21 protein-coding genes are annotated in these 23,315 nt (G+C 69.7%); 3 read left to right on the top strand and 18 right to left on the bottom strand.

The window, feature by feature from the left end; genetic code table 11:
• Positions 1-25 precede the first annotated feature (25 nt).
• The 15 genes from AB0I19_RS07855 to AB0I19_RS07785 form a co-directional block, all read right to left on the bottom strand.
• Positions 26-607: a hypothetical protein gene (locus AB0I19_RS07855; protein WP_243749687.1), complete on the bottom strand. Its 582-nt coding sequence runs from the start codon at positions 605-607 to the stop codon at positions 26-28.
• Positions 604-2,253: a peptidoglycan DD-metalloendopeptidase family protein gene (locus tag AB0I19_RS07850; protein WP_357145890.1), complete on the bottom strand. Its 1,650-nt coding sequence runs from the start codon at positions 2,251-2,253 to the stop codon at positions 604-606. Before AB0I19_RS07850 ends, AB0I19_RS07855 begins: the two co-directional genes overlap by 4 nt.
• A 61-nt stretch (positions 2,254-2,314) precedes the next feature.
• A complete protein-coding gene (locus AB0I19_RS07845) occupies positions 2,315-2,623 on the bottom strand; it encodes a transposase (protein WP_067493524.1) in 309 nt (102 codons plus the stop codon).
• Positions 2,620-5,046, bottom strand: coding sequence for a hypothetical protein (locus tag AB0I19_RS07840; RefSeq protein WP_357145887.1), 2,427 nt, complete (start codon positions 5,044-5,046; stop codon positions 2,620-2,622). The genes AB0I19_RS07845 and AB0I19_RS07840 overlap by 4 nt, the downstream gene beginning before the upstream one ends.
• 7 nt (positions 5,047-5,053) lie before the next feature.
• Positions 5,054-6,550 (bottom strand): SCO6880 family protein, encoded by a 1,497-nt coding sequence (locus AB0I19_RS07835; RefSeq protein ID WP_067493522.1) that lies wholly within the window; start codon positions 6,548-6,550, stop codon positions 5,054-5,056.
• Positions 6,547-7,950, bottom strand: coding sequence for a hypothetical protein (locus tag AB0I19_RS07830; protein WP_357145884.1), 1,404 nt, complete (start codon positions 7,948-7,950; stop codon positions 6,547-6,549). Before AB0I19_RS07830 ends, AB0I19_RS07835 begins: the two co-directional genes overlap by 4 nt.
• A 53-nt stretch (positions 7,951-8,003) precedes the next feature.
• On the bottom strand, positions 8,004-8,819 hold the full coding sequence (locus AB0I19_RS07825) for a hypothetical protein (RefSeq protein WP_067493520.1): 816 nt from the start codon (positions 8,817-8,819) through the stop codon (positions 8,004-8,006).
• On the bottom strand, positions 8,816-9,421 hold the full coding sequence (locus AB0I19_RS07820) for a hypothetical protein (RefSeq protein WP_357145881.1): 606 nt from the start codon (positions 9,419-9,421) through the stop codon (positions 8,816-8,818). Before AB0I19_RS07820 ends, AB0I19_RS07825 begins: the two co-directional genes overlap by 4 nt.
• Positions 9,422-9,446: 25 nt before the next feature.
• On the bottom strand, positions 9,447-9,701 hold the full coding sequence (locus AB0I19_RS07815; RefSeq protein ID WP_067493516.1) for a hypothetical protein: 255 nt from the start codon (positions 9,699-9,701) through the stop codon (positions 9,447-9,449).
• Positions 9,701-9,994 carry a hypothetical protein gene (locus AB0I19_RS07810; protein WP_067493819.1) on the bottom strand — a complete coding sequence of 98 codons (294 nt, stop codon included), beginning with the start codon at positions 9,992-9,994 and terminating at the stop codon, positions 9,701-9,703. The genes AB0I19_RS07815 and AB0I19_RS07810 overlap by 1 nt, the downstream gene beginning before the upstream one ends.
• Before the next feature lie 94 nt (positions 9,995-10,088).
• Positions 10,089-10,739, bottom strand: coding sequence for a hypothetical protein (locus AB0I19_RS07805; RefSeq protein WP_357145879.1), 651 nt, complete (start codon positions 10,737-10,739; stop codon positions 10,089-10,091).
• Entirely contained in the window at positions 10,736-11,590 is an 855-nt protein-coding gene (locus AB0I19_RS07800) for a hypothetical protein (RefSeq protein WP_356984133.1), read from the bottom strand. Before AB0I19_RS07800 ends, AB0I19_RS07805 begins: the two co-directional genes overlap by 4 nt.
• Positions 11,591-11,601: 11 nt before the next feature.
• Positions 11,602-12,948 (bottom strand): hypothetical protein, encoded by a 1,347-nt coding sequence (locus AB0I19_RS07795; RefSeq protein ID WP_357145876.1) that lies wholly within the window; start codon positions 12,946-12,948, stop codon positions 11,602-11,604.
• Between the two features lie 54 nt (positions 12,949-13,002).
• Positions 13,003-14,601 (bottom strand): cutinase family protein, encoded by a 1,599-nt coding sequence (locus tag AB0I19_RS07790; RefSeq protein WP_357146693.1) that lies wholly within the window; start codon positions 14,599-14,601, stop codon positions 13,003-13,005.
• A 358-nt stretch (positions 14,602-14,959) separates the two neighbouring features.
• Positions 14,960-17,329, bottom strand: a complete 2,370-nt coding sequence (locus AB0I19_RS07785) for a RelA/SpoT family protein (protein ID WP_067636147.1) — start codon at positions 17,327-17,329, stop codon at positions 14,960-14,962.
• A gap of 228 nt (positions 17,330-17,557) precedes the next feature.
• On the opposite strand from AB0I19_RS07785, the gene AB0I19_RS07780 reads away from it, so the two are divergent.
• On the top strand, positions 17,558-18,304 hold the full coding sequence (locus tag AB0I19_RS07780) for a metallophosphoesterase (RefSeq protein WP_357145874.1): 747 nt from the start codon (positions 17,558-17,560) through the stop codon (positions 18,302-18,304).
• A gap of 160 nt (positions 18,305-18,464) precedes the next feature.
• On the opposite strand, the gene AB0I19_RS07775 is transcribed toward AB0I19_RS07780, so the two are convergent.
• Positions 18,465-19,085, bottom strand: a complete 621-nt coding sequence (locus tag AB0I19_RS07775; protein WP_357145871.1) for an NUDIX hydrolase — start codon at positions 19,083-19,085, stop codon at positions 18,465-18,467.
• Between the two features lie 69 nt (positions 19,086-19,154).
• Positions 19,155-20,732: an ABC-F family ATP-binding cassette domain-containing protein gene (locus AB0I19_RS07770; RefSeq protein WP_357145869.1), complete on the bottom strand. Its 1,578-nt coding sequence runs from the start codon at positions 20,730-20,732 to the stop codon at positions 19,155-19,157.
• 237 nt (positions 20,733-20,969) lie between these two features.
• Here AB0I19_RS07770 and AB0I19_RS07765 point away from each other — a divergent pair, with 237 nt between their 5' ends.
• Together AB0I19_RS07765 and AB0I19_RS07760 are read left to right on the top strand one after the other, a co-directional pair.
• Complete coding sequence (locus tag AB0I19_RS07765; protein ID WP_357145866.1) at positions 20,970-22,076, top strand: FAD-dependent oxidoreductase; 1,107 nt, start codon at positions 20,970-20,972, stop codon at positions 22,074-22,076.
• 64 nt (positions 22,077-22,140) lie between these two features.
• Positions 22,141-22,746 (top strand): GNAT family N-acetyltransferase, encoded by a 606-nt coding sequence (locus AB0I19_RS07760; RefSeq protein WP_357145863.1) that lies wholly within the window; start codon positions 22,141-22,143, stop codon positions 22,744-22,746.
• Here AB0I19_RS07760 and AB0I19_RS07755 read toward each other — a convergent pair.
• Positions 22,736-23,308, bottom strand: a complete 573-nt coding sequence (locus AB0I19_RS07755; RefSeq protein ID WP_225280584.1) for an adenine phosphoribosyltransferase — start codon at positions 23,306-23,308, stop codon at positions 22,736-22,738. The genes AB0I19_RS07760 and AB0I19_RS07755 overlap by 11 nt on opposite strands.
• Positions 23,309-23,315 lie beyond the last annotated feature (7 nt).

Genomic DNA, 23,315 nt, shown 5'->3' with positions numbered 1-23,315 from the left:
TCGAGGACCTTGTCGGATATGGATCTCAGCGGAACCCGTCGAGGCGCCAGCCTTGCGGCGTCTGCACCACGGTCGCGATGACCGTGCTCGGCGGTAGGTCTTCGGTGCGCCCGTCCGGGTAGACGACGGTCTGCTCGATGCCGATCTTGAACTGCGTCACGGCCGGGTCGGCGCTCGGCGGTGCCTTCTCCCCCGAGGCGAAGGTGAAGGCCGTCACCTCCGCTTTCGCCTTCGCCCAATCGGCCCATTGCAGCGACGGTTTCGGAGCCGCCGTGCCGGTCGGCGCGTCAAGCATACGTAACATGCTCGGCCCCAGCCATTTTCGCGCGCGCGCCAGCGAATCACCGGGTTCCTCGGTGACCGGGTGCCAGGTGTACACCTCGCGCAACGCCACCACCGCTACCCCGTCGGGAGTGGTCGGGTCGACGGTGGCCGCGGCCTCGAGCAGCCGGGTGGTCGAACTCGCCTGCGGGCGCGCGGGATCGGCGTCGCCACCGCAGGCGACGAGCGCCGTACTCAGAAACGCCACGAGCATCACCGCCGGGGTCGTGCGGATTCGTGTTGTCTTCCACCAGGTTATCCCTGGTCGGGCCGCCCGTGTGGTCACACAACCCTCCTCGCCCGCGCGTCACCGGGCATCGCCACCTCGACGACGCCGCCGCCACTGCGTCCGCTCGGAGCGACCGCCTGGATCACCTGGCCGTTGCCGGCGTAGATCCCCACCTGCGCCGGTCCCTGCGGGCCGAAATCACTGAACACCAGGTCGCCCACCGAGATTCGCCCGAGCGGTACCTCCGTGCCCGCCTCCCACTGCTGTTCGGCGGTGCGCGGCAGATCCACCTCGCCCGCCGTCGCCGCGAACACCGCCGCGGCCGTCAGACCGGGACCGTCGAATCCACCACCGCTGGGTCCCTGCGGACCGCCACCGCCCCACACGTACGGCACTCCGAGCCAGTCGTGGGCGGCCTCGGCGATCTGCGGTCCCTCGGCGCCGGGTTCGCGGGTGAACCGGCCCTGCGCGCCCGGTGCCCGGTATTGCGGTTCCATGGCCAGGATGTTGGTGACGTACGGCCGGGTCTCGGAGTAATGCGCCGCGTACCGATTCGGCATGCCGCCCGAGGCCAGCACCGCGCCCTCACCGGCGTTGTAGCCGGCGAGGGTGAGGGCGGCCAGGTCGCCGGAGACCTTGCCCTGCGCGATCCAGCCCGCGATCTTGTGGGCGATGGCGCACATGTAGCGGGCCTGGCCGATGATGGCGTCGCCGTCGTCCCACACGCTGGCGGTGCCGTTGCCGTCGGCGTCGATGATGTAGGGCTGCCCGTCGTCGGGGTTGATACTCACCGCCGTGCCGGGCAGGAACTGGGCCAGGCCCTGCGCGCCTGCCGGTGAGGTGAGCCCGCGCCGGAAGCCCGACTCCTGCTTGGCCTGCGCGGCCAGCAGCGAGGAGGAGATCTCCGGGCAGACGGTGCCCGCGCGCCGGTACCAGATCTCCAGCTCGGCGGGAACTTTCCCGTCGGCGAGCAGACCGCCCGCGCTGCCGAATCCACGCACACAGCTCGGGTCGTTCGAAAAGGCGCGTGCCCCACCGACATCGGGGGTCGGCGCGCCGTCGAGCCACGGCATCGGGTCGATCTGGCGGCCACCGGTGAAGCGACCACCGGGCACGATCTCGAAATGCAGGTGGGGACCGCTCGACTCGCCCGCCGAACCGACCATGCCGATGGGCTGACCGGCGGTGACGGTGTCGCCGGTGCGCACCTTCACGCCGTGATCCCACATGTGGCCGTAGACCGCGGAGTAGGCGCGCCCGTTGTAGTCGACCGAGTCGACGACGATCCAGTTGCCGAATCCCGACGCGGGACCGGCGGCGACGACGCGGCCGTCGGACACCGAGTAGATCGTTGTCCCGTCGGTGGCGGCCATGTCGATGCCCTTGTGCCCGCCGCCGCGCGAACCGAACACATCGGAGATCGTGAAGGTGCCGACCTCCATCGGCAGCGTGCGCCGCAACGGTCCGACCCCGGCGGCCAGCGACGGTGTGCCGGTGACGGCCGCGTTCGTGGTCGTCGCCGTGGTGGTGGCACCCGCGCGGGTGTCGGCGCCGAGTTCGGGCAGCGTCGGCGCCGAGGAGCCGACCAGCACGTCACCGGTCTCGCAGGTCTCGTCCGAGGACGGCAACACGATCACCAGCACCATGGCCACCAGTCCGATGACCGCGCCGAAGACACCGATGATCATCGAGCGGGCGTTCATCGGCCACCGCCCCGGGTTGCGCGCCGGGCGGCGAGGACAGGCTCGTCCGCCGCGGCGGTGTTCACGTGCGGCGCCGGGTTTCGTTGAGCGTGTCGGCGAGGGTGCGGTTCATCTCGGCGGCCGCGGCCAGCTGTTGTTGCAGCAGCACCACTTTGCGGCGCAACGCGGTGGCGTCCATCCGGTCCAGGCTCGGTCCCTCGGCCGCCCGCACCCAGTTGCGCACCGAGTTCGCGTGCACGCCGATCTGTTCGGCGACCACCCGGCACGCCTCGGACTCGCTGCGCAGCTTGTCGGTGAGCGCGATGACCTGTTCGACGGCGGCGTTGCGCACCTCGGGCGAGACGCGGCGGTAGGACCGGTGCGGCATCATGGCTGGTCCTCCTCCGGTGCCTGGCCTCTCGGGTGGTCGCCGAACTCGCTGAACCGCTGGTTCGTGTCGTGGATTCCGCTTTCTTTCTCCGACACCGTGAACTCCATGTGGAAGGGGATGCCGGGACGGCGATCCTCACCGATCTTCAGCAGAAACTTGCCGGTACCCGGCGGCGACGGCCGCTGCTGGCCCGGTTTGAGCGCCTCACCGGTGAGCGCCTGCGGCGCCGACCATCCGGTGACCATCTCCTGTTCGGCGGCCGTGAACGGCACCGTCGAATCCAGTCGCGAGATCTCCTCGGCGGGCAGGGCGCCGAAGATCTTGGCGCGGGCGCGTTCCAGGAAGCCGATGGCCTTGGCGATGGCGGCATCCGAACCCAGCGCCTGCAGGTCCTTGATGGTGTGGCTGATCATGATCAGCGCGGTGGCCAGACCACGCTGCAGACGGGTCAGCTCGTCGACGCGGTCGACCATGAAGTCGCCGAGCCCGAGCACCTGCCACAGCTCGTCCATCACCACCTGGAAGTAGCGCTGCGGGCCGAGTTTCGCGTCGGCGAGCACGTGCGCCGCCTCCACCGAGGCGAATCCGTCGGCCCAGCAGGCCAGCATCACGGCGGCTTTGAGCTTCTTGTCGCCGGTCGGGATGTGGGACACGTCGATACACACCGCGACGGCGCCGGTGTCGATGGGCACGCTGGTCTGGCCGTTGAAGATGGCGCCGAAGGGCCCCTGGGTGAGCGCGCGCAGCGAGCGGCGCAGATGCTTGATGGCGTGGGCGTATTCGTCCGCGTCGTCGGCGCCCGCGTCGAGCATGAGTTCCGGTCCGCCCGCGACGATCACCTCGAGCAGGTTCTCCATGATCGGCGGTTTGTCGGGGGCGTAGCCGCTGCCCGGCTGGTACAGGATGCGCAGGGCGGTGGCGATGAGCGTTTCCTCGAAGTCCGCCACCCGGGCGCCGCGGACCAGTTCCACGAGACCCGCGATCAGGGTGACCTGCCGGGCGCGCAGATCCTGGAGCACCTGCAGTTGCAGCGCCGGGAACTCCTCGAGCCGTGGCACCACCGAGCCGAGCACACCGGCGGCGAGCGGGTTGAGCTTGCCGTGCCCGTAGCCGAGGTCGATGACCTGACCGCCGACGAGTTCGACCATCTTGCGATAGTCGGGTTTCACGTCGGCCAGGATCAGCGGGGTGATGCCCTGGGCGATGCCGCCGAGCACGATCCGGCGCACCAGCGAGGACTTACCGAAACCGTTGAGTCCCAAGACGAAAAGGCTCGGCGCGGTGATGAAACTGCCGCGCATGAACCAGTTCATCGGGTCGAAGCACACCGGCGCGCCGGTGTGCAGATGCGAACCGAGCGGGGTGCCGATCAGCGGTGCGCCCGCGCCGACGGACCACGGCCACAGACCCGCGACCTGCGCGGTGGTCGCCCGGTACTCCACGGGGCGGCCGACCACGTTCATCTTGCCGCCGCCCGCGCCCGAGTAGCCCCGGTCGGTCAATTCGGCGGTTGTACGATCGAATCCGTCCTTGACGACGGCCTCGTTGCGAGCCTGGGCATTGTTGCGGCGCAGGTCGTCGGTGTGGATGCGGAAGGTGGCCCAAGCCGCGCGCAGACCGGACTGTTCGCGCGCGATCATCTCGTAGCGGGCGCGGGTGGCGTCGTCTAGCAGCGGGGGGCCTTGGCGGCGTTCGGGTTTGGCCTTCGACCGCGCCGAACGCCCCGCGCCCATAGCCCGGTCGGCGGCCTCGTCGGGGCGGATCGGGCGCGCTGCCTTGGTGGGGCGCGCGACCTTGGCAGGCCGCTGTTTCTTCAGCTTCGGGGGCTGCTTCGCCTTTCGCGGCGAATCCGGTTGTGGGCGTTCGTGTTCCAGTCGAGGCCCGTGGTCCTCGTCGCGCAGACCGCTGATCCGACGCCGCTCGGCGTCGCGACGCGGGTCACGGCCCCGCCGTTCCCCCGCTCCGCGCCGCCGCTCGCCGCGATCCCGGTCGCCGCCGCGCGTGCCCTCACGCATACGCACCTCGTCACCGCGCACACGCGGATCCGCACCGTGCCCACGCGGGTCGTCCCCGCGCCCACGGGCATCGTCGCCGCGGCCACGGATCTCGTCATCGCGCCGCCCGCGCCCATCGTCGGGGCGCTGTCGGCGCTGATCCGCGCCACGGGCTCGTTCGCGGTCCGATCGTGTCGGATCCTCGCGCGACCTGCGCTCCCCCGCCGAACGTTCCTCACCCGTACGGGAACCCCGCGACGGGTCGTCGCGGTCGGTGCGCTCGTCGAGGCCGAGCACGTCGTCGCTCACGCGCGACGTGCTCCCCGCGGGGCGTGGCTCGCGTTCGCCGCGGATGCGTGGTGGCCGGTGGACCGGGCGCAACGCGATGTCGTCGCGGTCGCGCACCGGGGGTTCGTAGTCGCGTCCCATGATCGCCTCACCCCGCCAATGCCTTCGGAATGGTCGCGTGTTCGGGCAGGATCACACCGCAACCGAGAGAGGCCGCGAACGCCGCGGACTGGTACCGGTAGCACCGGCGGATCTTGAGGCGGGCCTGCGTCGACAGGTCACGCGTGATGGCCTCGATGCGCGGCAGGTCACCGCGCAGCGGTTCGGTGATGGTCACCAGGGCGCCGAAACGGGTGACACCGTGACCGCGCGCCTGTTCCTCGCGCGCCTGCTGAGTCGCGCCGACGCGCAGCGTGGCCGCCGCCGACACCACACCGCGTTCGCTCTGCTGGGCGACGAGCGCGTTCTTGAAGTCGTCGTCGACGATCTCGGCGGCGTCGGCGGCCGAATGCGGCCGGTAGACGATCGCGATGCGTTTGCGTGGCACTTCGGGATTCGGGGCGAGCAGCCGCTGCAGCACCCTTTCGTCCACCGCGCCTTCCGGGGCGGCGTCCATCTCCCAGGTCACCGAGCGGCCGCCGTCGTGGATGAAGTGGTCCCACTTCTCGTCGTAGGACACCGGGCCCGCGTCGTCCCAGCCGAGGCCGTGCCCGCCGGGATCGGCGGCGGCCACCTCGAGGTCGGCCTGGGATGCCGGGTCGTAGCTGCGTCGGATGAAGGAGATGACCTCCTCGGCCGACATCGGCTGTGCCCGCACGCCCGCCTCGGCCAGCGCGGCGCAGATACCGGGTAGCCGTCGCCCGATCTCCACGGCCTCCTCGGCCGGGTTCTTGCGGCGTTCGGCCGTGGTCGCCTTGAACGTGATCGCCACGCGCGGCAGCAATTGCACACGCTCCTGCGGCAATTCGGTGGCCAGCTCGTACATCACCTGCTGGGCAAGATCCGGCGCTTCGGGGCGAGTGATCGTGGAGACCTCGTTGAGCAGGCGGTTACCGGTCTCGGGCACGGTGTCGATCACCGGGACCACCGCGACGATGTCGCTGGTCTGGCCCACCGACGCCAGGAATGTGCCCCAGGCGGCGACCCAGCGGTCGATCACCGGCTGGTCGACGGCCTCGTGGCCCTGCGGCCAGGCACGCAGCACCACCGTGTACTGCGCGAACGCGGGCAGGTGGATCATCCCGAAGTGATAGCCGCCCGCGTCGATGCCCTCGTAGAGCTTCGACGGGGCGAGCAGCCCCGGTAATTTCGTGACGCCGCCGGGGATCCGGGAGAACCGGCCACCGCGGTACACGTGCTCGCCGTTGCGGCGCGAGCGCATCCAGTTGAACATCATCAGTCCCGTCTCATAGCCCGAACGGCCCCCCGTCCGCCACACCAGCGGCACCATCACCAGCGCGCCGAGGCCGCCGACGATGAAACCCCATTTGAATCCGCCGACCATCGCACAGACCAGTGCCGTGATCACCACGACGAAACCGATGACGGTCTCTTCCCAGCGCAGGCCGAAAAGACCGGCGCTGCGCGGTTTCTGCCACAGGCCGTAGGAGCGGCGCTCGTAGGTGTCGGTCGCGGAGGTGCTCATCGCGGAATCGTGCTCCTGCCGAGGTCGGGTGAACGGTTGGCCCAGCGGTCACCGGCCACGTCGCCCGCCCGTTCGTCGGCGCGGGCGGTGGAGGCCGCCGCAGCCCGGGCGGCGGCCATGTTGCGGGCCGCGCCCGAGGGTACCGAGCCCGAACTGGCCGGTGGCGGTGCGGAACCGCCGCCGCGTGGCGGTGGCGTCGGTCGTGGCGCGCCGCCGCGCTGAGCCGCCGCGCCACCGGTGCCGCCCGCCTGGTTGCCGAAATAGCCCGCCGTGCCGGGCGCCGCGACGGGCCGCGCGGCGACGGCCTTGGTGCCAACGGCCCCGAGCGCCATCGCACCGAGGGCCACACCGCCGGTGGCGATCAGACCCGAGCCGCCGGTACCGACGGTGGCCACGGCGGGCGCGACCAGACGCATCAGCGCGGGCAGCACGAACGCCACGCTGCACAGCAGCACCAGCGCGACCAGCATCCGCTGGGCGTCCTCACCGCTGGGCAGCCCGCCCGAGGCGGTGGTCTCGTCGGCATGCCCCGCCGTGGTGAACGCGATCATGTACACGATCGCCGCCACCGGTTTGAACAGCATGAACGCGATGATCCAGCCGACCAGTTTCTGATACGACTGCTTGCCGGTACTGGTCGCCGACGCCGCCGCGGCCAGCGGCAGCACACCCGCCGCGACCACGAGCAGACCTTGACGCACGATGGCGAGCACGATCTGGGCGAGCGCGCCGAGCAGGCCGACGATCGCGATGATCAGCACCAGACCCGGCGAAAACGCTTGCAGCTTCGAGGTTTTCACCATCAGCTCGGCCATGTTCTTGGCGTTGCCGCCGGTGGCGTCGGCGATGATCCACTCGGAGAACTTGTCCGAGGCGCGCGTACCGGCCACGATCACCGCGCCGAGCATCCACGAACTGAACACCACGCGGGCGAACAGCCGGAACGACTCGGCGGCCTCGCTCACGGCCGCCCCGCGTCTGGCCTCGGCCAATCTGCCACCGGTGATGATGACCGAGGCGATCAACAGCAATATCTGGATCTGATACGTGTAGTCGTTGATCTTGGTGAACAACGCGCCCGAGTCGCTCACCGCCTCGTTGGGCACCTTCATCCAGAAGGTCAGGGCCAGGATCAGCGCCTCACCGAGACCCTTCATCAGCGAGTCGACCACCTTGCCGAAGGTGGAGTCCCACGCCTTGTCCTTGACCGCCGTCGCGGCATCGCCCGGGTGCGTGGCGGCATTGCCCGCCTTGCAGACCGCCGACGCGGCATCACCCAGCGAGACACCGGGAATGGCAACGCTGTCGAGCGTGTCGTGCAGCTCGTTGCACGCCTCGTCGAAGCCGTAGGTCTGACCGTAGGCCACGGTCGGGGTCGCGATCATCACGGTGAAGATCACCGCGAATATTGTGACTATCCGCCTCAGCATTGTCGGCACCCCTCGATGGTTGGTCACCATGTCGTCCACCCCGCCAGCGATTCCACGTATTCGGTCCGGTTGTTGGTGGTGGTCGACGGTTTCAGCCGCCAATCACCGTCGTCCCACACCACGATCAGCCGCATGGCCGCGTACAGCTGTTTACCGTCGACCACCGGACCGCGCGAGGCCAGTCGCACGATCGCCATGTCGTCGGCGTAGTCATCGATGCGGAAGGCGTCGGAGGCGACGAAGTAGCGCGTCACCTTCTCCGGCTGCTGCTCGGGCAGTTTGTCGGCGGCCAGTGCCGAGTCGTAGGCGGCCAGCTGGGTGGAGCTCACCCGCAGCTGCGTCACGTACAGGTCGCGATCGGCGGGCCTGGCGTTGAGCCGGTAGGTGATCTGCGCGGCGGCCAGCGCGGCGCCCTGCGGGGTGTGCGCGTAACCGACGGCAAGTCCGGCCTCGATCCGTGACGGTCCGTCGGAGGTGGAGAACGGCACCGACGCGCCGTAGACCCGCTGCCACCCGTGCGGTTTCGTGGTGCCCGCCGGGGCGGCGGTGAGCCAGTCCGGGTCGTCGGGTGTGCGCCGCGTGCTCGGGTCCTGGGCCAGCGGTTGCCCGGCCGGGTTGTTGGGGACGTCGACGCGCCTGCCGAACAGGTCGACCTCCGGTTCGGCGAAGCCCGTGCCGCCCGCCGCCTGCGGTGGCGGCGGTCCGGCGTCGATCTCCCCCTCGCCGCTGCTGGTGAAGTACACGACCGCGCCGACGACCAGGATGAGGGCGAGCAGGGCACCGGAGGCGATCATGCCGAACGACGCGCGGTCGCGCGTCGACGCCTCCTTCTCGCTCACTGCGGTGCCTCCAATGTCACGATGTCGGGTGGTAATTCGTCGATCGCGTCGACGGGTCGGGTGGTGGACTCCGGGTCGGGTAAGCGCAGTCGCCAGTCTTGTCCGTACCAGCTCACCGCGGTGTGGTTCACCGCGCGGGAACTGTCCGAGTACTCGGTGTAGACGTCCACACGGGCTTGCTCGTCACGGTATTCGGTGATTTTGTAACCCAACAATTTCGGCGCGTACTCGGGCGCGGCGGGCCCGGTGATCGACAGCTGCACCCGGTTGATCGCCCACTCGTCGCGTGCCGGTCCGGGGACGAGGCCTTGGTTGACGACGGTGGCCCAGTCGTCGTCGGGTGCCACCGACAGCCGGATTGTGTGGGTGAGTGCGGCCAGCCCCGCCCCGCGCGGCGAGTGCTCGAATCCGGTTGCGGCGCCCTGCTGTAGCCGGGCGGGCCCCTGATCGGCGTGGGGCAGGGCGATGCCCTGGTAGTGCTGCCAGCGCACGCCGGTCGGTGCCGAGGACAGGTCGGGGCCCGCGTCCTGCTCACCGCAACCCGCTGCGGCGGTGAGCAGGGCGATACCGACCAGCACCGGTCGTGTCACTGTGGAATTCATGGTCGTGCCTTCGTCGTCCGCTGCCTCACGCCGGCAGGAATGCCAGCGCGATCGCCGACGCGGTGCTGGCGACCGCGGCGCCGATCAGGCTCATGAGCACACCGTGTGAGGCGTCGTTGACGGCGAGGTCGCTGCGGAACGCGATCCACAGCCGACCCGCCGACAGGATCATCCAGGCCAGGCACGACAGCAGCACGAACCACAGCAGCCAGTTGAGCAACTGCATCAGCGGCGCGAGCACGTCGGCCGGGATCTGTTTGTAGGCGAGCACGGCGATCACTAACCGATGACCGCATTCATGATCGTGCCCGCGCTGGTGGCGACGACACCGCCGATCATCGCGCCCGCGACCATCTTCGGCGACTCGAGGCCGCCACCGGTCCAGCGCTCCCACGCGAACTTGCCGCCCGCGTAGGTGATGCCGCAGATACCCGACAGCAGCACGAACCAGGTGAGGTATCGCACCAGCTGCAGGATTTTCTCCGAGCCGGGGGGAGCTTCCGGGGTCGGGTTACCGACCTGGGCAAGCACGGTGCCGTACGTGTCCTGCACGGCGAGGAGGAGCATGCTCATCGGGTGCCTTTCTCCCACTGTAAAGGTGTTGTGCCACAAACACTTCGACGCCGACACACGTTTGTACACCACAGACGGCCGACGCGCCCGGCCGTCATGATCGACCCCGCTGCGCCGCCGAGGAGATCGGCGAACCGAGGCTCGTCCTGATGGCGGCGACCAGATCGGTTCCCAGCTCACCGATCTCGACCGGGACCTCTTCGAGCGGGTCCGGCCTGCGCTTGCGGGCCACCACCTCGTCGCCCGGGGACCACACCGGCAGCGCCTCGGATTCGACGAGAGTCCATTCCTCGAACCACGGCACCTGCCAGACGTGCCCGGCCAGCGAACCGACCACATCGCGGTAGCGGCGGATCTCGGCGGGCATCCGCCCGGGCCGCGCGGCGACGGTGATCAAGCCGAGCACCAGCGACGGTCCGGCCAGCCCCGCGTGATGCTGGCGCAGCAGATCGTGGGCACGGGTGAGTCCCGAGATGGTCTCGCGCGCAACGAGCACCACATAGGGCGATTCCCGGTCGAAGACACCCGGCCAGCGGCCTCGGGCGTCCGCGGCGGGCGCGAGGACATGCGCGAGCGTGGTGGCGCCTGCCCCGCCGTGCACGCCGAGCAGCCAGACCAGCGGCGCCCGTCCCACCCCGGGGACCGGGCGCTCCCAGATCTTGGCGCGCAACGATTCAGGCGGCGCGACGACACCGGCGGGCGCGTCCGGTTCACGACGACGACGTAGATTCATAGCTGCCGTCATGATGCCACTCCCGCGAGCAAGCTCCCATATGCCGCACGCGTCGCCTCGGCGAGCTCGCTGTGGCGAACCAGTTCGCCGCGCGCCAGATGCGGGTCGTACGGGATCTCGACGACCTCACGCACCCACCCCGACAGGTGTTCGCGCAAATGCTCCGCAACGCGCGAATCGTCCTGCGAATACTGGTGGGAGACAACGATGGTGGTGTCGGCCACGACGCCCGCGCCGTCGTCGCCGTAGTGGTCGTCGAGCCATTCCAGGGTCACCCGCAGCCGGTTGGCGGCGTCGACCCGGGCCGGAATCGTCAGGACGAGCGCGATATCGGCGTCGTCGAGCAGGGGGCGCAGTTGCCGTCCGGCAATCGGGTTGCCGCCGTCGTAGACGGCGGTGTAGCCACCGGCGTCCAATGCCCTGGCGACAGTGAGATATGTCGCGCGCCGCCGCAGCGGGGTCGCGTCGCGCCAGAGCAGCCCGAATCCGGAGGTGGACCGCGACAGGCAGTCCTCGATCGGGGCCGGTTCGTCGTCGCCGCGCCCGTAGACCCACGACTGCAGGTTCACCGGGTGCAGGTGTTTGTCGGCGCCGCGCAGGGCGAGGTCGCTGCCCGCGGCGGTGGCGTCGACGGCGACGGTCACCGCACCGTCGATCGCCGAGGCGGCGGCCAGGCCGAGAGTGGTTGTCGTGGTGCCCGCGCCGCCGCAGCCGCCGACGACGAGGATCGGCCTGCGTGCCCCGCCGGAACGTGCGCCGCCCCTGCGCCGCAATCGCACCACCGGAGCCGGATCACGCGCGAGGTCGTCCGACGGGTCCCCCTCGGGGGCCTCGTCGAGCCATCGGCTCCAGTCGTCTGTCATCGCCTTGCTCCTTACCCTGCCGCGATGCCCGCGATGAGCGTGCGATCGCCGACGCGCGTCGTTCGCACCAACTGCTTGGTGTAGGTGGCCGGCGCCCCCGCGGGCCGGAATTCGGTGACCTCAACGGTGTACCGGTCGGGGGCGACGGTGGTGATCCGCACGCAGTGCGTCGTGCCGACCGGAATGGAATCGATGCCGCGCTGGATCACCGCGGCCGAGGACACCTCGGCGTCGGGGGTGACCACCGCGCGCGCCTCGGCACCCGATCGGGTCACGTAGTAGGCGTGCTGGAAGGCGAGCACCGCGTCGGGGCCGGAACCCGTGCCACCGGGTTCGGCGCTGCGGACCACGAGTTCGGTGCGCTCGGTCGGGCAGGCGCCGCCGGCGTCGGCGGTGAGGTTGCCCGCCGTGAAGTGCAGCGGGGTGGCCGGTTGCGCGGCGTGGGTGCTGCCGCGTCCGAACAGCAGGAACATCACACCGGTCGCGGCGACCACCAGCACCAGCACGGCGATCGCGAGCACGACCCACGAGCGGTTGCGCTGCCGGGCCCGGCGTTCACGCAGGGCGCCGGAGGGTTCGAGCACATGCGCTTCGTCGTAGTCGTCGGCGGTGTCGGCCCACGGGAACTGGACGAGTTCGGCGTCGTAGTCGTCGTCGGGACCCGGTGCGTGTTCCACCCAGTCCGACCAGCCGCCGGTGAATTCGCTGCGCCGCGCGGCGTGTTCGGCCAGCGGCACGGGTTCGGGAATGTAGGGCCGCGCTTCCATGATCGGCGCCGGCTCGCGCTCGTCCGCGTAGTAGTCGACGGCCGGTTCGCTGCGAGGTGTCCTTTCGTCCACGGGCGATTCGGAATCGTCCTCGGCGAAGCGCGCCTGGTCCCGATCGGCGACGACGAACGAGTCGCGCTCGCGCGTCCGGAATTCGGCGATCGGGGCGGGATGGTGCTCAGCGTGCCGATCCGGAGCGGGATCGTGCCCCTGCTGCCGGTCCTCGGTACGGAGCGTGGGGTCGAACCCGGCTCGGCGGTCCTCGGCACGCACCGGTGTTTCCTGCTCTGCCGAGCGCGGCGCCGGATCGGCACCCGGGTCCGGTTTGGTGAAGTCGCGGTCGGCGAAGTCCTCGGCGGAGGCTTCGTCGACTTCGGGGGCAGGCTTGGTCCAGGGCTGTCCGGAGCGCTCGACGGGCGTGGCCGGGTGGTCGGCCGTCGGGATGCGCTCGGGGCGCTGCGAATATCGGGCGGGGGCCTCGTCGTCGCCCGCCACCTGCTCGGTGGTGTCCTGGCGCGCAGGGTCGGCCGTGTCGGTTTCCGGCTCCAGCGCCGAGTACCAGCGCGACAGTTCGTTGTACGACTTCAACATTCCCCCCTTTCCGCTACGCCGGGCACATGGATTCGCATCGATACCTCTCGGTACTCAGTTCACTGAGAACAGGCTGGTAGGTGATGGTTCGGGTGTCGCGGCAGGCGGAGTCGTCGCGCCGCCGGATGAGGCGCCATCGGCTCCTGTCCCGAACGGAAATTGTCCCCCATGACCGGGTTTCGATGGCGTAGGCTCGCCGGTTCGGCTGGTGAACAGGCCGGGGTCGGGCGTGTCGGGCCCACCGAGCGGTGTCGCGCCGCGCCCGGAGGTTGCCGCGGCGTCGCGGGCGATCGCGGCGAACCAGTCGGCCACGTACTGGGTGGGCGTCGCGCCCTGGGCACCGACCCCGATCTGGGAGTAGGCGACGTGACGCTGCATGGAGTCCCAGTAGCGCACCCAGGTGGTCACGTCCAGCAGTTCCCGGTTGTCGGTGATGTTCTGCGCCACCGCCGTGAAGGCCTCGTTCACCAGGCGTACACCGGTGGTCGGCGGGATCAGTTGCGCGACGGCGCCGACGAGCTTCGTCCCGAGCAGCGTGAGCCCGGCCAGCGGGTTGGACAATGCCGCCGTGGCCAGTTCGGCGATGCTCGCCGGCGTGAGCACGGTCTTCACCACGGTCGCGACGGAGTTGAGGCCGATCATGCCCACCTTCAGCAGCGCCTGGAACGCGGCGTTCACGTCGAGGGCGGCGCGCGGGTCGGCGGCGTCGGCGAGACGCTGGGAGATCGACTTCTTCGGCGAGAGCGAGACATCGGCCGGCGTGCTGCCCGCGATGTCCTCGTTCACCACGGTCGAGGCGGTTTTTATCGAGGTGAAGGCCAGCGCCTGCGCGATCGAGACCAGCGAACCGATGGGGTCACCGCCGGACAGCTTCACCTGACTCACCAGGCTGGTGACCGCCCGCATGAGTGGCGCGTTCTGCGGTGCGTCGCACGCGAGATCGCCTGTGGCACAGAAGCTTGCGACGCGACCCGTGAGTTTGCCGTAGTCGCCCGCCCGGTCGTGGCGGGAACCGAGCCCGCCGCCGGGGGCCGGGGCCTGACGAACCTCGCCGAGGTCGGCGACAGCGGTGCCCTCAGTACCGGGTGCGGCGAGCGGGGTGGCGCGGTCGGGTGCGCCCGGGAACAGCGGCGCGTTCTCGCCCCGGGTCGGATCGGCGAACAGCGCGACCGCGGCGACCTTGTCGGCGGGCAGCACACCGGTGCCGGAACCGACCTCCTGCGCGAACAGCGAAGCCACATGGGCGCCTTGCGAATACCCCACCACGGCGATGCGCGAGTCCGGGCACCGCTGAGCTACCTGGGTGGCCATCGACCGCAAGCGTTCGAGGCCGCCGTCGACCGATTCGGTGTAGGGCACGGCTCCGCCGGGAACGGCACCGCCGAAGCCCGCCTCGTAGGGGACGTAGGCGCGGTCGACGAGTCCCGGTTCGGCGGCCGCGGCGAACAACGGCCGGAAGACGGTGCTCAGCATGCCGGTGTCGGTGCTCGGCGCGGCATCGGGCGAGGACTCCCCCGTGCCCTGAATTCCCAAGGCGTACAACGCAGGACAGGCATCGATGGCCACGCGTGTCGACGGTGCGACGGGGGTGACCTCTTCCGCGGCGGCCACCCCCGCCGACACCGACGCCGAGGCAACGGTGATCGCGATCATCGTCACCGTGAGTCGTGTCGTGCACCGAGCCATATCGATCCGCATCACAGTCCGTTTCGGCTGACCAGTGGAACGTTGAAACGCAGTAAACCGTAACAGATTCCGGGTATCCGAACCCCTGCCCAAACAGGCCCTTCCGCTGCCCCAGCAAACCCTCGCCCGCCAGCTAATCTTCAGCCATCCGGCCTGCGAGACCCCGCCGATGAGCTGGTCAGGCCATGTCGGTAACCCGTGACCTCGCGAGCACATGGGTAACTCACCGGGTACGGGCCAATTCCTCACGCACCCGAGTCTGGCCGCCGACGCGACGCCAGGCGCACCTGAGTCCGGCCAGAAGTCGCGGGGAGGCGGGACAGCGTCAGGCGGCTGAGGTTACCCGGTAGACGTCGTACACCCCTTCGACATTGCGCACCACATTGAGCAGATGACCCAAGTGCTTGGGGTCACCCATCTCGAAGGTGAATTTGCTGATCGCCACCCGGTCGCCGTGGGTGGCCACCGACGCCGACAGGATGTTGACCTTCTCGTCGGCGAGCACCTTGGTGACGTCGGAGAGCAACCGGGTGCGATCCAGCGCCTCGATCTGGATCGCCACGAGGAACACCGACGACGGCGACGGCGCCCACTCCACGTCGATGATCCGCTCGGACTGCGACTGCAGCGAGCCCGCGTTGGTGCAGTCGGTGCGGTGCACGCTCACCGCACCACCACGGGTCACGAAGCCCATGATCTCGTCACCTGGTACGGGCGTGCAGCATTTCGCGAGCTTGGCGACGGTGCCGGGGGCGCCGGGGATGAGTACGCCCGCGTCGCCGGTGACCCGCTGTCTGCTCGGCGTGGTCGACGGCGTTGACCGTTCGGCCAGCTCGTTCTCCACATCGCCGATGCCACCGAGCTGGGCCATGAGCCGCTGCACCACGTGGTGCGCCGACACCTGGTGTTCGCCGACGGCGGTGTAGAGGGTGGAGATGTCGGTGTAGTGCAGTTCGTGCGCCACCGCGGTCATCGCGTCGACGCTCATCAGCCGTTGCAGCGGCAGTCCGACGCGGCGGACCTCCTTGGAGATCTGCTCCTTGCCGCTCTCGAGCGCCTCCTCGCGCCGTTCCTTGGCAAACCACTGGCGAATCTTCGCCTTCGCGCGGGGCGAGACCACGAAGTTCTGCCAGTCGCGGCTGGGGCCGGCGTTCTGCGCCTTGGAGGTGAAGACCTCCACGACCTCGCCGTTCTCGAGCTGACGTTCCAGCGCGACGAGCCTGCCGTTCACGCGTGCGCCGATGCACTTGTGGCCCACCTCGGTGTGCACCGCGTAGGCGAAGTCGACCGGCGTCGACTTCTGCGGGAGCGTGATCACGTCACCCTTGGGGGTGAACACGAAGATCTCCGGCGACTTCAGGTCGAAGCGCAACGACTCGAGGAACTCGGCCGGGTCGGCGGCCTCACGCTGCCAGTCGAGCAGCTGACGCATCCACGCCATGTCGTCGACCTCGGCGGCGTCACCGGAGTGCTTGCCCTTGGTCTCCTTGTAGCGCCAGTGCGCGGCGATGCCGAACTCGGCGGTCCGGTGCATGTCGTGGGTGCGGATCTGCACCTCGAGCGGCTTGCCGTCGGGGCCGACGACGGTGGTGTGCAGCGACTGGTAGACGCCGTAGCGCGGTTGGGCGATGTAGTCCTTGAACCGGCCCGCCATCGGCTGCCACAGCGAGTGCACCACGCCGACGGCGGCGTAGCAGTCGCGGACCTCCTCGCACAGGATGCGCATGCCGACCAGGTCGTGGATGTCGTCGAAGTCTTTGCCCTTGACGATCATCTTCTGATAGATCGACCAGTAGTGCTTGGGCCGTCCCTCGACGACGGCGTTGATCCGCGACGCGGCGAGAGTGTTGACGATCTCGGCGCGCACCTTCGCCAGGTAGGTGTCGCGCGACGGGGCACGGTCAGCGACCAGGCGGACGATCTCGTCGTACTTCTTGGGGTGCAGGATCGCGAACGCGAGGTCCTCGAGCTCCCACTTGACCGTGGCCATCCCGAGCCGATGCGCCAGCGGCGCAATGACTTCGAGGGTTTCCTTGGCCTTCTTGGCCTGCTTCTCCGGCGGCAGGAAACGCATGGTCCGCATGTTGTGCAGGCGGTCGGCCACCTTGATCACCAGCACGCGCGGGTCGCGGGCCATCGCGATGATCATCTTGCGGATGGTCTCGGCCTCGGCGGCCGCGCCGAGGTTGACCTTGTCGAGCTTGGTCACGCCGTCGACGAGATGGGCGACTTCCTGGCCGAATTCCTCTTTGAGCTGGTCCAGCGAATAGCCGGTGTCCTCGACGGTGTCGTGCAGCAGGGCCGCGACCAGGGTCGTGGTGTCCATGCCGAGCTCGGCGAGGATGTTGGCGACCGCGAGCGGATGGGTGATGTACGGGTCGCCCGACTTGCGGAACTGCTTGGCATGGCGTTCGTCGGCCACGTCGAAGGCGCGCTGCAACAGCGCGAGGTTGGCCTTCGGGTACAGCTCCCGGTGCACCGTCGCGAGGGGTTCGAGCACGGGCTTGACCGCCGCGATCCCGCGCTGACCGGTCATCCGCCTGGCCAGCCGGGCACGCACGCGCCGTGATGCCGAACTGGGCACCGAGGCGGTGGGCGACTGCTTCGCGGGTTCGGGCTTGCCCTGGGCACCACCGGTTGGCGCGGCGTCGGTGGACCCCTGCCCAACCTTCGCCTCGCCGAGTTGTCGAGTCATGCCACCACCTCTCACGCCGCATTCGACCTTCTCAGCCGACTGCTGCAACCGCCCGGACCACCAACTTTAGTCCCCACACCGACCTGGTGTTCGATTCCCCGGGGTCACAGACACGCGACGGTAGTACGACGCTCCGACACGAACCGATCCGAGCACCCACCACGCGCCCTCCCACGGGTGATCCGCCGCGCTGTTGACAGCGGCGATCCGCTGTGGCCATCTCGGTGGGTGGGGAACAATGCACCGGTCCGTATCGCCGCCACCGCCGATCTGCACATGCGTCCGGCCGTCGCGGGAAAGTTCCGATCCGACCTCCTCGAGCTGGGGAACAAGGCCGATCTGCTGTTGCTGGCCGGTGACCTCACCGACGGTGGCACCGTGGCCGAGGCCGAGCTGCTCTGCGCCGAACTCGCGGGGCTGTCGGTGCCGGTCGTGGCGGTGCTCGGCAATCACGATCACGACGCAGGCGCGGGCGACGTGATCGCTGGCATGCTCACCGGCATCGGGGTGCGGGTGCTCGACGGCGAGGCGATTGTCCGCACTGTGCGCGGGCACCGAATCGGTATCGCCGGGGTGATGGGTGGCTCCGGCGGCTTCCCGGCGTATCCCGGCGACCCGGACTCCGGCAGCGAGGAGCACCGGACCCTGATGCGACGTGGGGCCGTCGACGCGCGGCGGCTCCGGTCGGCGCTCGAAGCGCTGGACACACCGACGCGGATCGCCCTCACCCACTTCTCCCCGACCGTCGAGACCCTGGCAGGCGAACCGGTCTCGATCTATCCCGGTCTCGGTTGTCAGGCGCTGGGCGACGCGATCGACGCCGCGGGCGCCACGCTCGCGCTGCACGGACACGCACACGCGGGCACCGAAGACGGCCGGACCACGGGAAACATTGCGGTGCACAACGTTTCGTATCCGGTGCTGCGCCGCACGTACGCGCTCTACGACTTGGCGACCACCGCCGCTTCCGGCTGAACACACGCATGCGTCGGCGGCGACGGCCGTATCCGACCGAACGTCGAGCATGCGCTCTGCGACCAGGCTGCCATTGCCCTCCGAGACTGAACGCACGTATGCGCCCGGCGGCAATCGATCTTCCGGCTGAATACGCGCGTGCTCGGCGCCATGACGCGGATCAGTCGTCGAAGGCCCAGACAACAGCCGGGCGACCGGTGGCCCGGACCCGGCGGCGTTCGCCGGTGCGGTGCAGGCCGGGGATGGTGGCGAGGGTGCGGTTGAGGTTGGCGGGGTCGGGGCGCGTGCCGTGCAGGGCGGTGGTGAGGTCGACGGCGCGGGTGGCGGGGAATTCGGCGCCTGCCAGGGCGCGGGTGAAGGCTGGGTCTTTCCAGAGGAGGGCGGCGAGCGCGGGCCGGGTGGTGTCGATGATGTGGTTGTGGTCGAAGGCCAGCGGGGGCACCTCGTCGAAATCGACCCATTCGGCGGGGCCCTCGTGTTCGGCGACAACCGCCCACATGGCGATCGCGAGGGTGGGGCCACGGGGGTCGCGGTGTGGTTCGTCGAAGGTGCGCAGCTGGCCGACCGCGACGATCGCGGTGTCGGGCACGCCGAGTTTGCCCAGGACCGCGCGGCGGGCGGCCTCGACCAGGCGCTCGCCCCGCCCCAGCAGGACACCCGGCAGGGCCAGCTGCCCGGTGAAGGGTTCGAATTCGCGGGCCGCGATGCCCACGCGCACGCCGGTGTCGCCCTCCCAGCATCGCAACGTCACCACGTCGATCGACACAACGGACTGCTCCACGTCACCCCATCTGTTCGTCGTCCCCGGGCGAACGCCGCGGGTATCGGTCGTCCCCGATCATGCCCCTGCCTACTCGACCAGCCCGTCGGGGGTGAGTTCGAGGGTCCGGGTGACGCCGATGTCGTCCAGGAACCGCTGATCGTGGCTCACCACGATCAGCGCACCCTCGAAGCTTGCCAGGGCCTGGGTGAGATGCGCCAGGCTCGGCAGATCCAGATTGTTGGTCGGTTCGTCGAGCATCAGCAGCTTGGGCGCGGGTTCGGCGAGCAGCAGCGTCGCCAGCGCGGCCCGCAGCCGTTCCCCGCCCGACAGCGCCGACGCCGGGATGTCGGCGTCGGCACCGCGGAACAGGAAGCGCGCCAGCTGTCCCCGGATCTGCTCGGCCGAGGCGTGCGGTGCGGCATCGGCCACGTTCTCGAATACCGATCGCGCGTCGTCGAACACGTCGAGCCGCTGGGGCAGCAACCGCCACGCCACCTTCGGGCCCTCCGCGACGATCCGCCGCAGCAGGGTGGTCTTGCCCGCGCCGTTGCGTCCGGTGAGCGCGATCCGTTCCGGCCCGCTCACCCGCAGGTCGACGACGGGGCCGTTGGCCAGTCGCACCTGGTCGAGGGCGATCACGTCCTGTCCCGGGTACAGCCGGGTGCCGGGCAGTTCGATCCGGATCTCCCGGTCGGCGCGCACCGACTCCTCGGCCTGGTCGAGGGTTTCGCGAGCGGTGTCGAGTTTGTCGATGTGGGAGTTGCGCAGCTTGCCCGCCGACACCTCGGCACTGCGCTTGCGGTTGCCCATCACGATCTTCGGCTCACGCTTGGTGTCGAACATCTTCTGCCCGTAGCGCTTTCGGCGGTCGAGTTTGATCCTGGCCGCTTCCAGTTCACGTGCCTGTTTGCGGACGTCGCTGCGCGCGTCGCGCACGGCGGCGAGCGCGGCCTGCTGTTCGGCCTCGACGACGCGTTCGTAGTCGGTGAAATTGCCGCCGAACAACCGGATTTCACCCGCCCGGAGTTCGGCGATACCGTCCATCCGGTCGAGCAGTTCGCGGTCGTGGCTGACCACGATCACCGTGCCGGTGAACTGGCGGATCACCGTGTAGAGCCGTGCCCGCGCGACCGAGTCGAGGTTGTTGGTCGGTTCGTCGAGCAGCAGCACATCCGGTTCGCGCAGCAGTTCGGCGACCAGGCCGAGCAGCACCGTCTCCCCGCCGGAGAGGGTGTCGAGGGTGCGGTCGAGGTCGGCGACGGATCCGGCCACGTAGTCGAGGCCGAGTTTGCCGAGCAGCGCGACAGCCTCGTCCTCCACCTGCCACTGATTGCCGACGGTGTCGAAGTCGGCGGCATCGGCCGAGCCGTTCTCGATACGGTGCAGTGCCGCCCGGAGCGTGTCGATCCCGAGCACGGCATCGACGCGCTGACCGGTGCGCATGCCGAGATCCTGACGCAGATACCCGAGATCACCCGGCACGGTGATCGATCCGCGCGTCGGGCGCAGTTCACCGGCGATAAGCCGCAGCAGCGTGGACTTCCCGGCGCCGTTGGCACCGACCAGACCGATCTGGCCGGGCCCCATGGTGGCATCGAGGCCGTCGAAGACGACGGTGCCGTCGGGCCAGTGGAAAGTGAGATCGGAAAAAGACAGCGTAGACATGCGGACCACCTCGAGGTGCGACGGATACGCGGTGCGCACAGTGCGGACCGCCCGAAAGCGCTACCTCAAGAAATCAACGCATGACTCCGATCGCCGGGAACAAGACCCTTCATTGATAACACCGGTCCCCCGGACCACGCCACCCTATTTTTCGCGCGTGAGCCCGCTCACCTGCACACCCTCGGTGCGCGACAGGTCACTATCGTGAAAGACGAACGTGGACAGAGGGGGTCGTAGATGAAGGCCGACGTGGTTGTCCTCGGTGGCGGGTACGCCGGGATCAGCGCCGCCAAGCGCCTGGCCCGCCATCCCGGCGTCCAGGTGACGCTGCTGAATCCGGGCACCGACTTCGTGGAACGCATCCGGTTGCACCAGTACATCGCGGGCACGCACCGAGCCCATCGGCCGCTGTGCAGTGTCCTGCCCGACGCCGTATGCATCGTCACCGCCACCGCGCAGGTCATCGACGCCCGGCACCACCACGTGCGGACCGATTCCGGCGACGAGATCGGCTACGACCACCTCGTCTACGCCCCGGGCAGCCACACCGACGACACCGGTATCGCGGGTGCGGCCGAGCATGCCGTCTCGGTCGGCACCCGCGCCGAAGCCGACCGCGCCCGCCTGCGGCTGGCCGACCTGCCCGCCGGCGCCACGGTGACGGTGATCGGTGGTGGCCTCACCGGCATCGAAACCGCCGCCGAACTCGCCGAAACCGGTGCTGTGCGAGTGCGATTGGTGACCGGCGAACTCGGCCACAGCCTGTCCGCGCGAGGGCGTGTCCGCGCGCGCACCGCATTGACGGCACTAGGAGTGACAGTGGTCGACCAGGTGGCCGTCACGGCGATCGCCCAGGACAAGATCACCCTCGTCGACGGCACGGTCCTCGACACCGACCTCGCGATCACCACCACCGCCTTCGCGCCCTCGGACCTGGCCAGGTCGAGCGGGCTGGAAGTGGACGCGGCCGGGGCCATGCTCGTCGACGACACCCTGGTCAGCACAACGAGTCCGAACATCGTCGGCGCCGGTGACGCGGTCGCCCTCGGCACGAACCCGCTGCGGATGAGCTGTCAGGCCGCGGTGCCCTGCGGCGTGCACGCCGCCGAGACCGTCCTGCGAGTTCTCGCAGGTCGTGAGCCGAAACCCTTGCGCCGCAAGTACATCGGCCAGTCCGTGAGCCTGGGGCGCCGCGACGCGCTCATCCAGTTCTCCGACCTCACCGACCGCCCGCTCCCCGCGGTCCTCACCGGCCGCACGGCCGCACTGCTGAAGGAACAGGTCTGCCGTGCGACGCTGCGCGGTGGGCAGCTCGGGCCGCTGCGGACGAGCTGGACATGGTGAACACGGACGGGCGATCGACAACCGGCGGGCGAGCAGCGCCCACCGTCAGTGGAAGGTGACAGATGTGTTGACCACAGTGCGCGCGGCGAAACAGGCCGACGTGGGGGCGCTGGCCGAAACCTTGGCCTCGGCGTTCCAGCACGACCCGGTGATGAGCTGGATCCTGCCGGACCCGCAGCGCCGGGCCGCCGGCCTGCCCTGGTTCTTCGGTGCGATGGCCAGGCACTACTTCGTTCCGCTCGGCGCCTGCGAACTCGCGACCCGACCCGACGGCACCATCGGCGGTGCGACCCTGTGGGCACCGCCGGGACCATACGGTTCCTTCGGCGCCGACCTGCGTGCCATGCCCGGGCTGTGGCGGGCGTTCGGCCGCCGGATCCTGGCGGGCAAAACGGTCGGTGACCTGCTGAAGAAGCACCATCCGAGCCGACCGCACTGGTACCTGTCGGTGATCGGCACCGCCCCCGACGTGCGTGGCGGCGGCTACGGCGGGGCGCTGCTGCGCTCACGCCTGGACCGCTGCGACACCGAGGGCAGCGCCGCCTACCTCGAATCGAGCAACGCCGACAACATCGCCTACTACGAACGTTTCGGCTTCGTCGTCACCGGCGAACTGCACCTGCCCGACGGGCCGTCGGTGTGGCCGATGTGGCGCGAACCTAGAGCTTGACGATCGAGGTCACCGGGTAGTCACCCTGGTGCTCGCGGCCCTTCAGGAATTCGAGTTCCAGCACGACGGCCGCCGCGACCACCTCGGCACCGACCTCGGTGAACAGGCCCGCCGCCGCGGCGAGGGTGCCGCCGGTGGCGAGGACGTCGTCGAGCAGCAGGATGCGCTTGCCCGCGAGCTCCACCCCGTCGGCGGGAATCTCCAGTGCGGCACTGCCGTATTCGAGCTGGTACTCGCGCGAGACGACCGGCGGGGGCAGCTTGCCGCCCTTGCGGATGGCCAGCACCCCGGTGCCGAGGGTGGCGGCCACCCCGGCGCCGAGCAGGAAGCCGCGCGCGTCCACCCCGGCGACCAGGTCCACGTCGGTGGCGACGGCGGCGAAGCAGTCGATGACCGCGCGGAAGCCCTCGGCATCGGCGAAGACGGGGGTGAGATCGGCGAAACGCACGCCGGGAGTGGGGAAGTCGTCGTGCCAGCGGGTGAGCCGGGCGACCGCGTCGGCGGCCTTGGCGGTCCGCTCGCCGACCTGATCGGCGGATTCGACCACCGCGTGCTTACTCATCGCCACC

It is taken from the genome of Nocardia sp. NPDC050413 (genome assembly GCF_040655475.1).
Classification (GTDB): domain Bacteria; phylum Actinomycetota; class Actinomycetes; order Mycobacteriales; family Mycobacteriaceae; genus Nocardia; species Nocardia coubleae.
The sequence above is the reverse complement of the archived record's forward strand: the minus strand, read 5'-3'. Positions and strand labels throughout refer to the sequence as shown.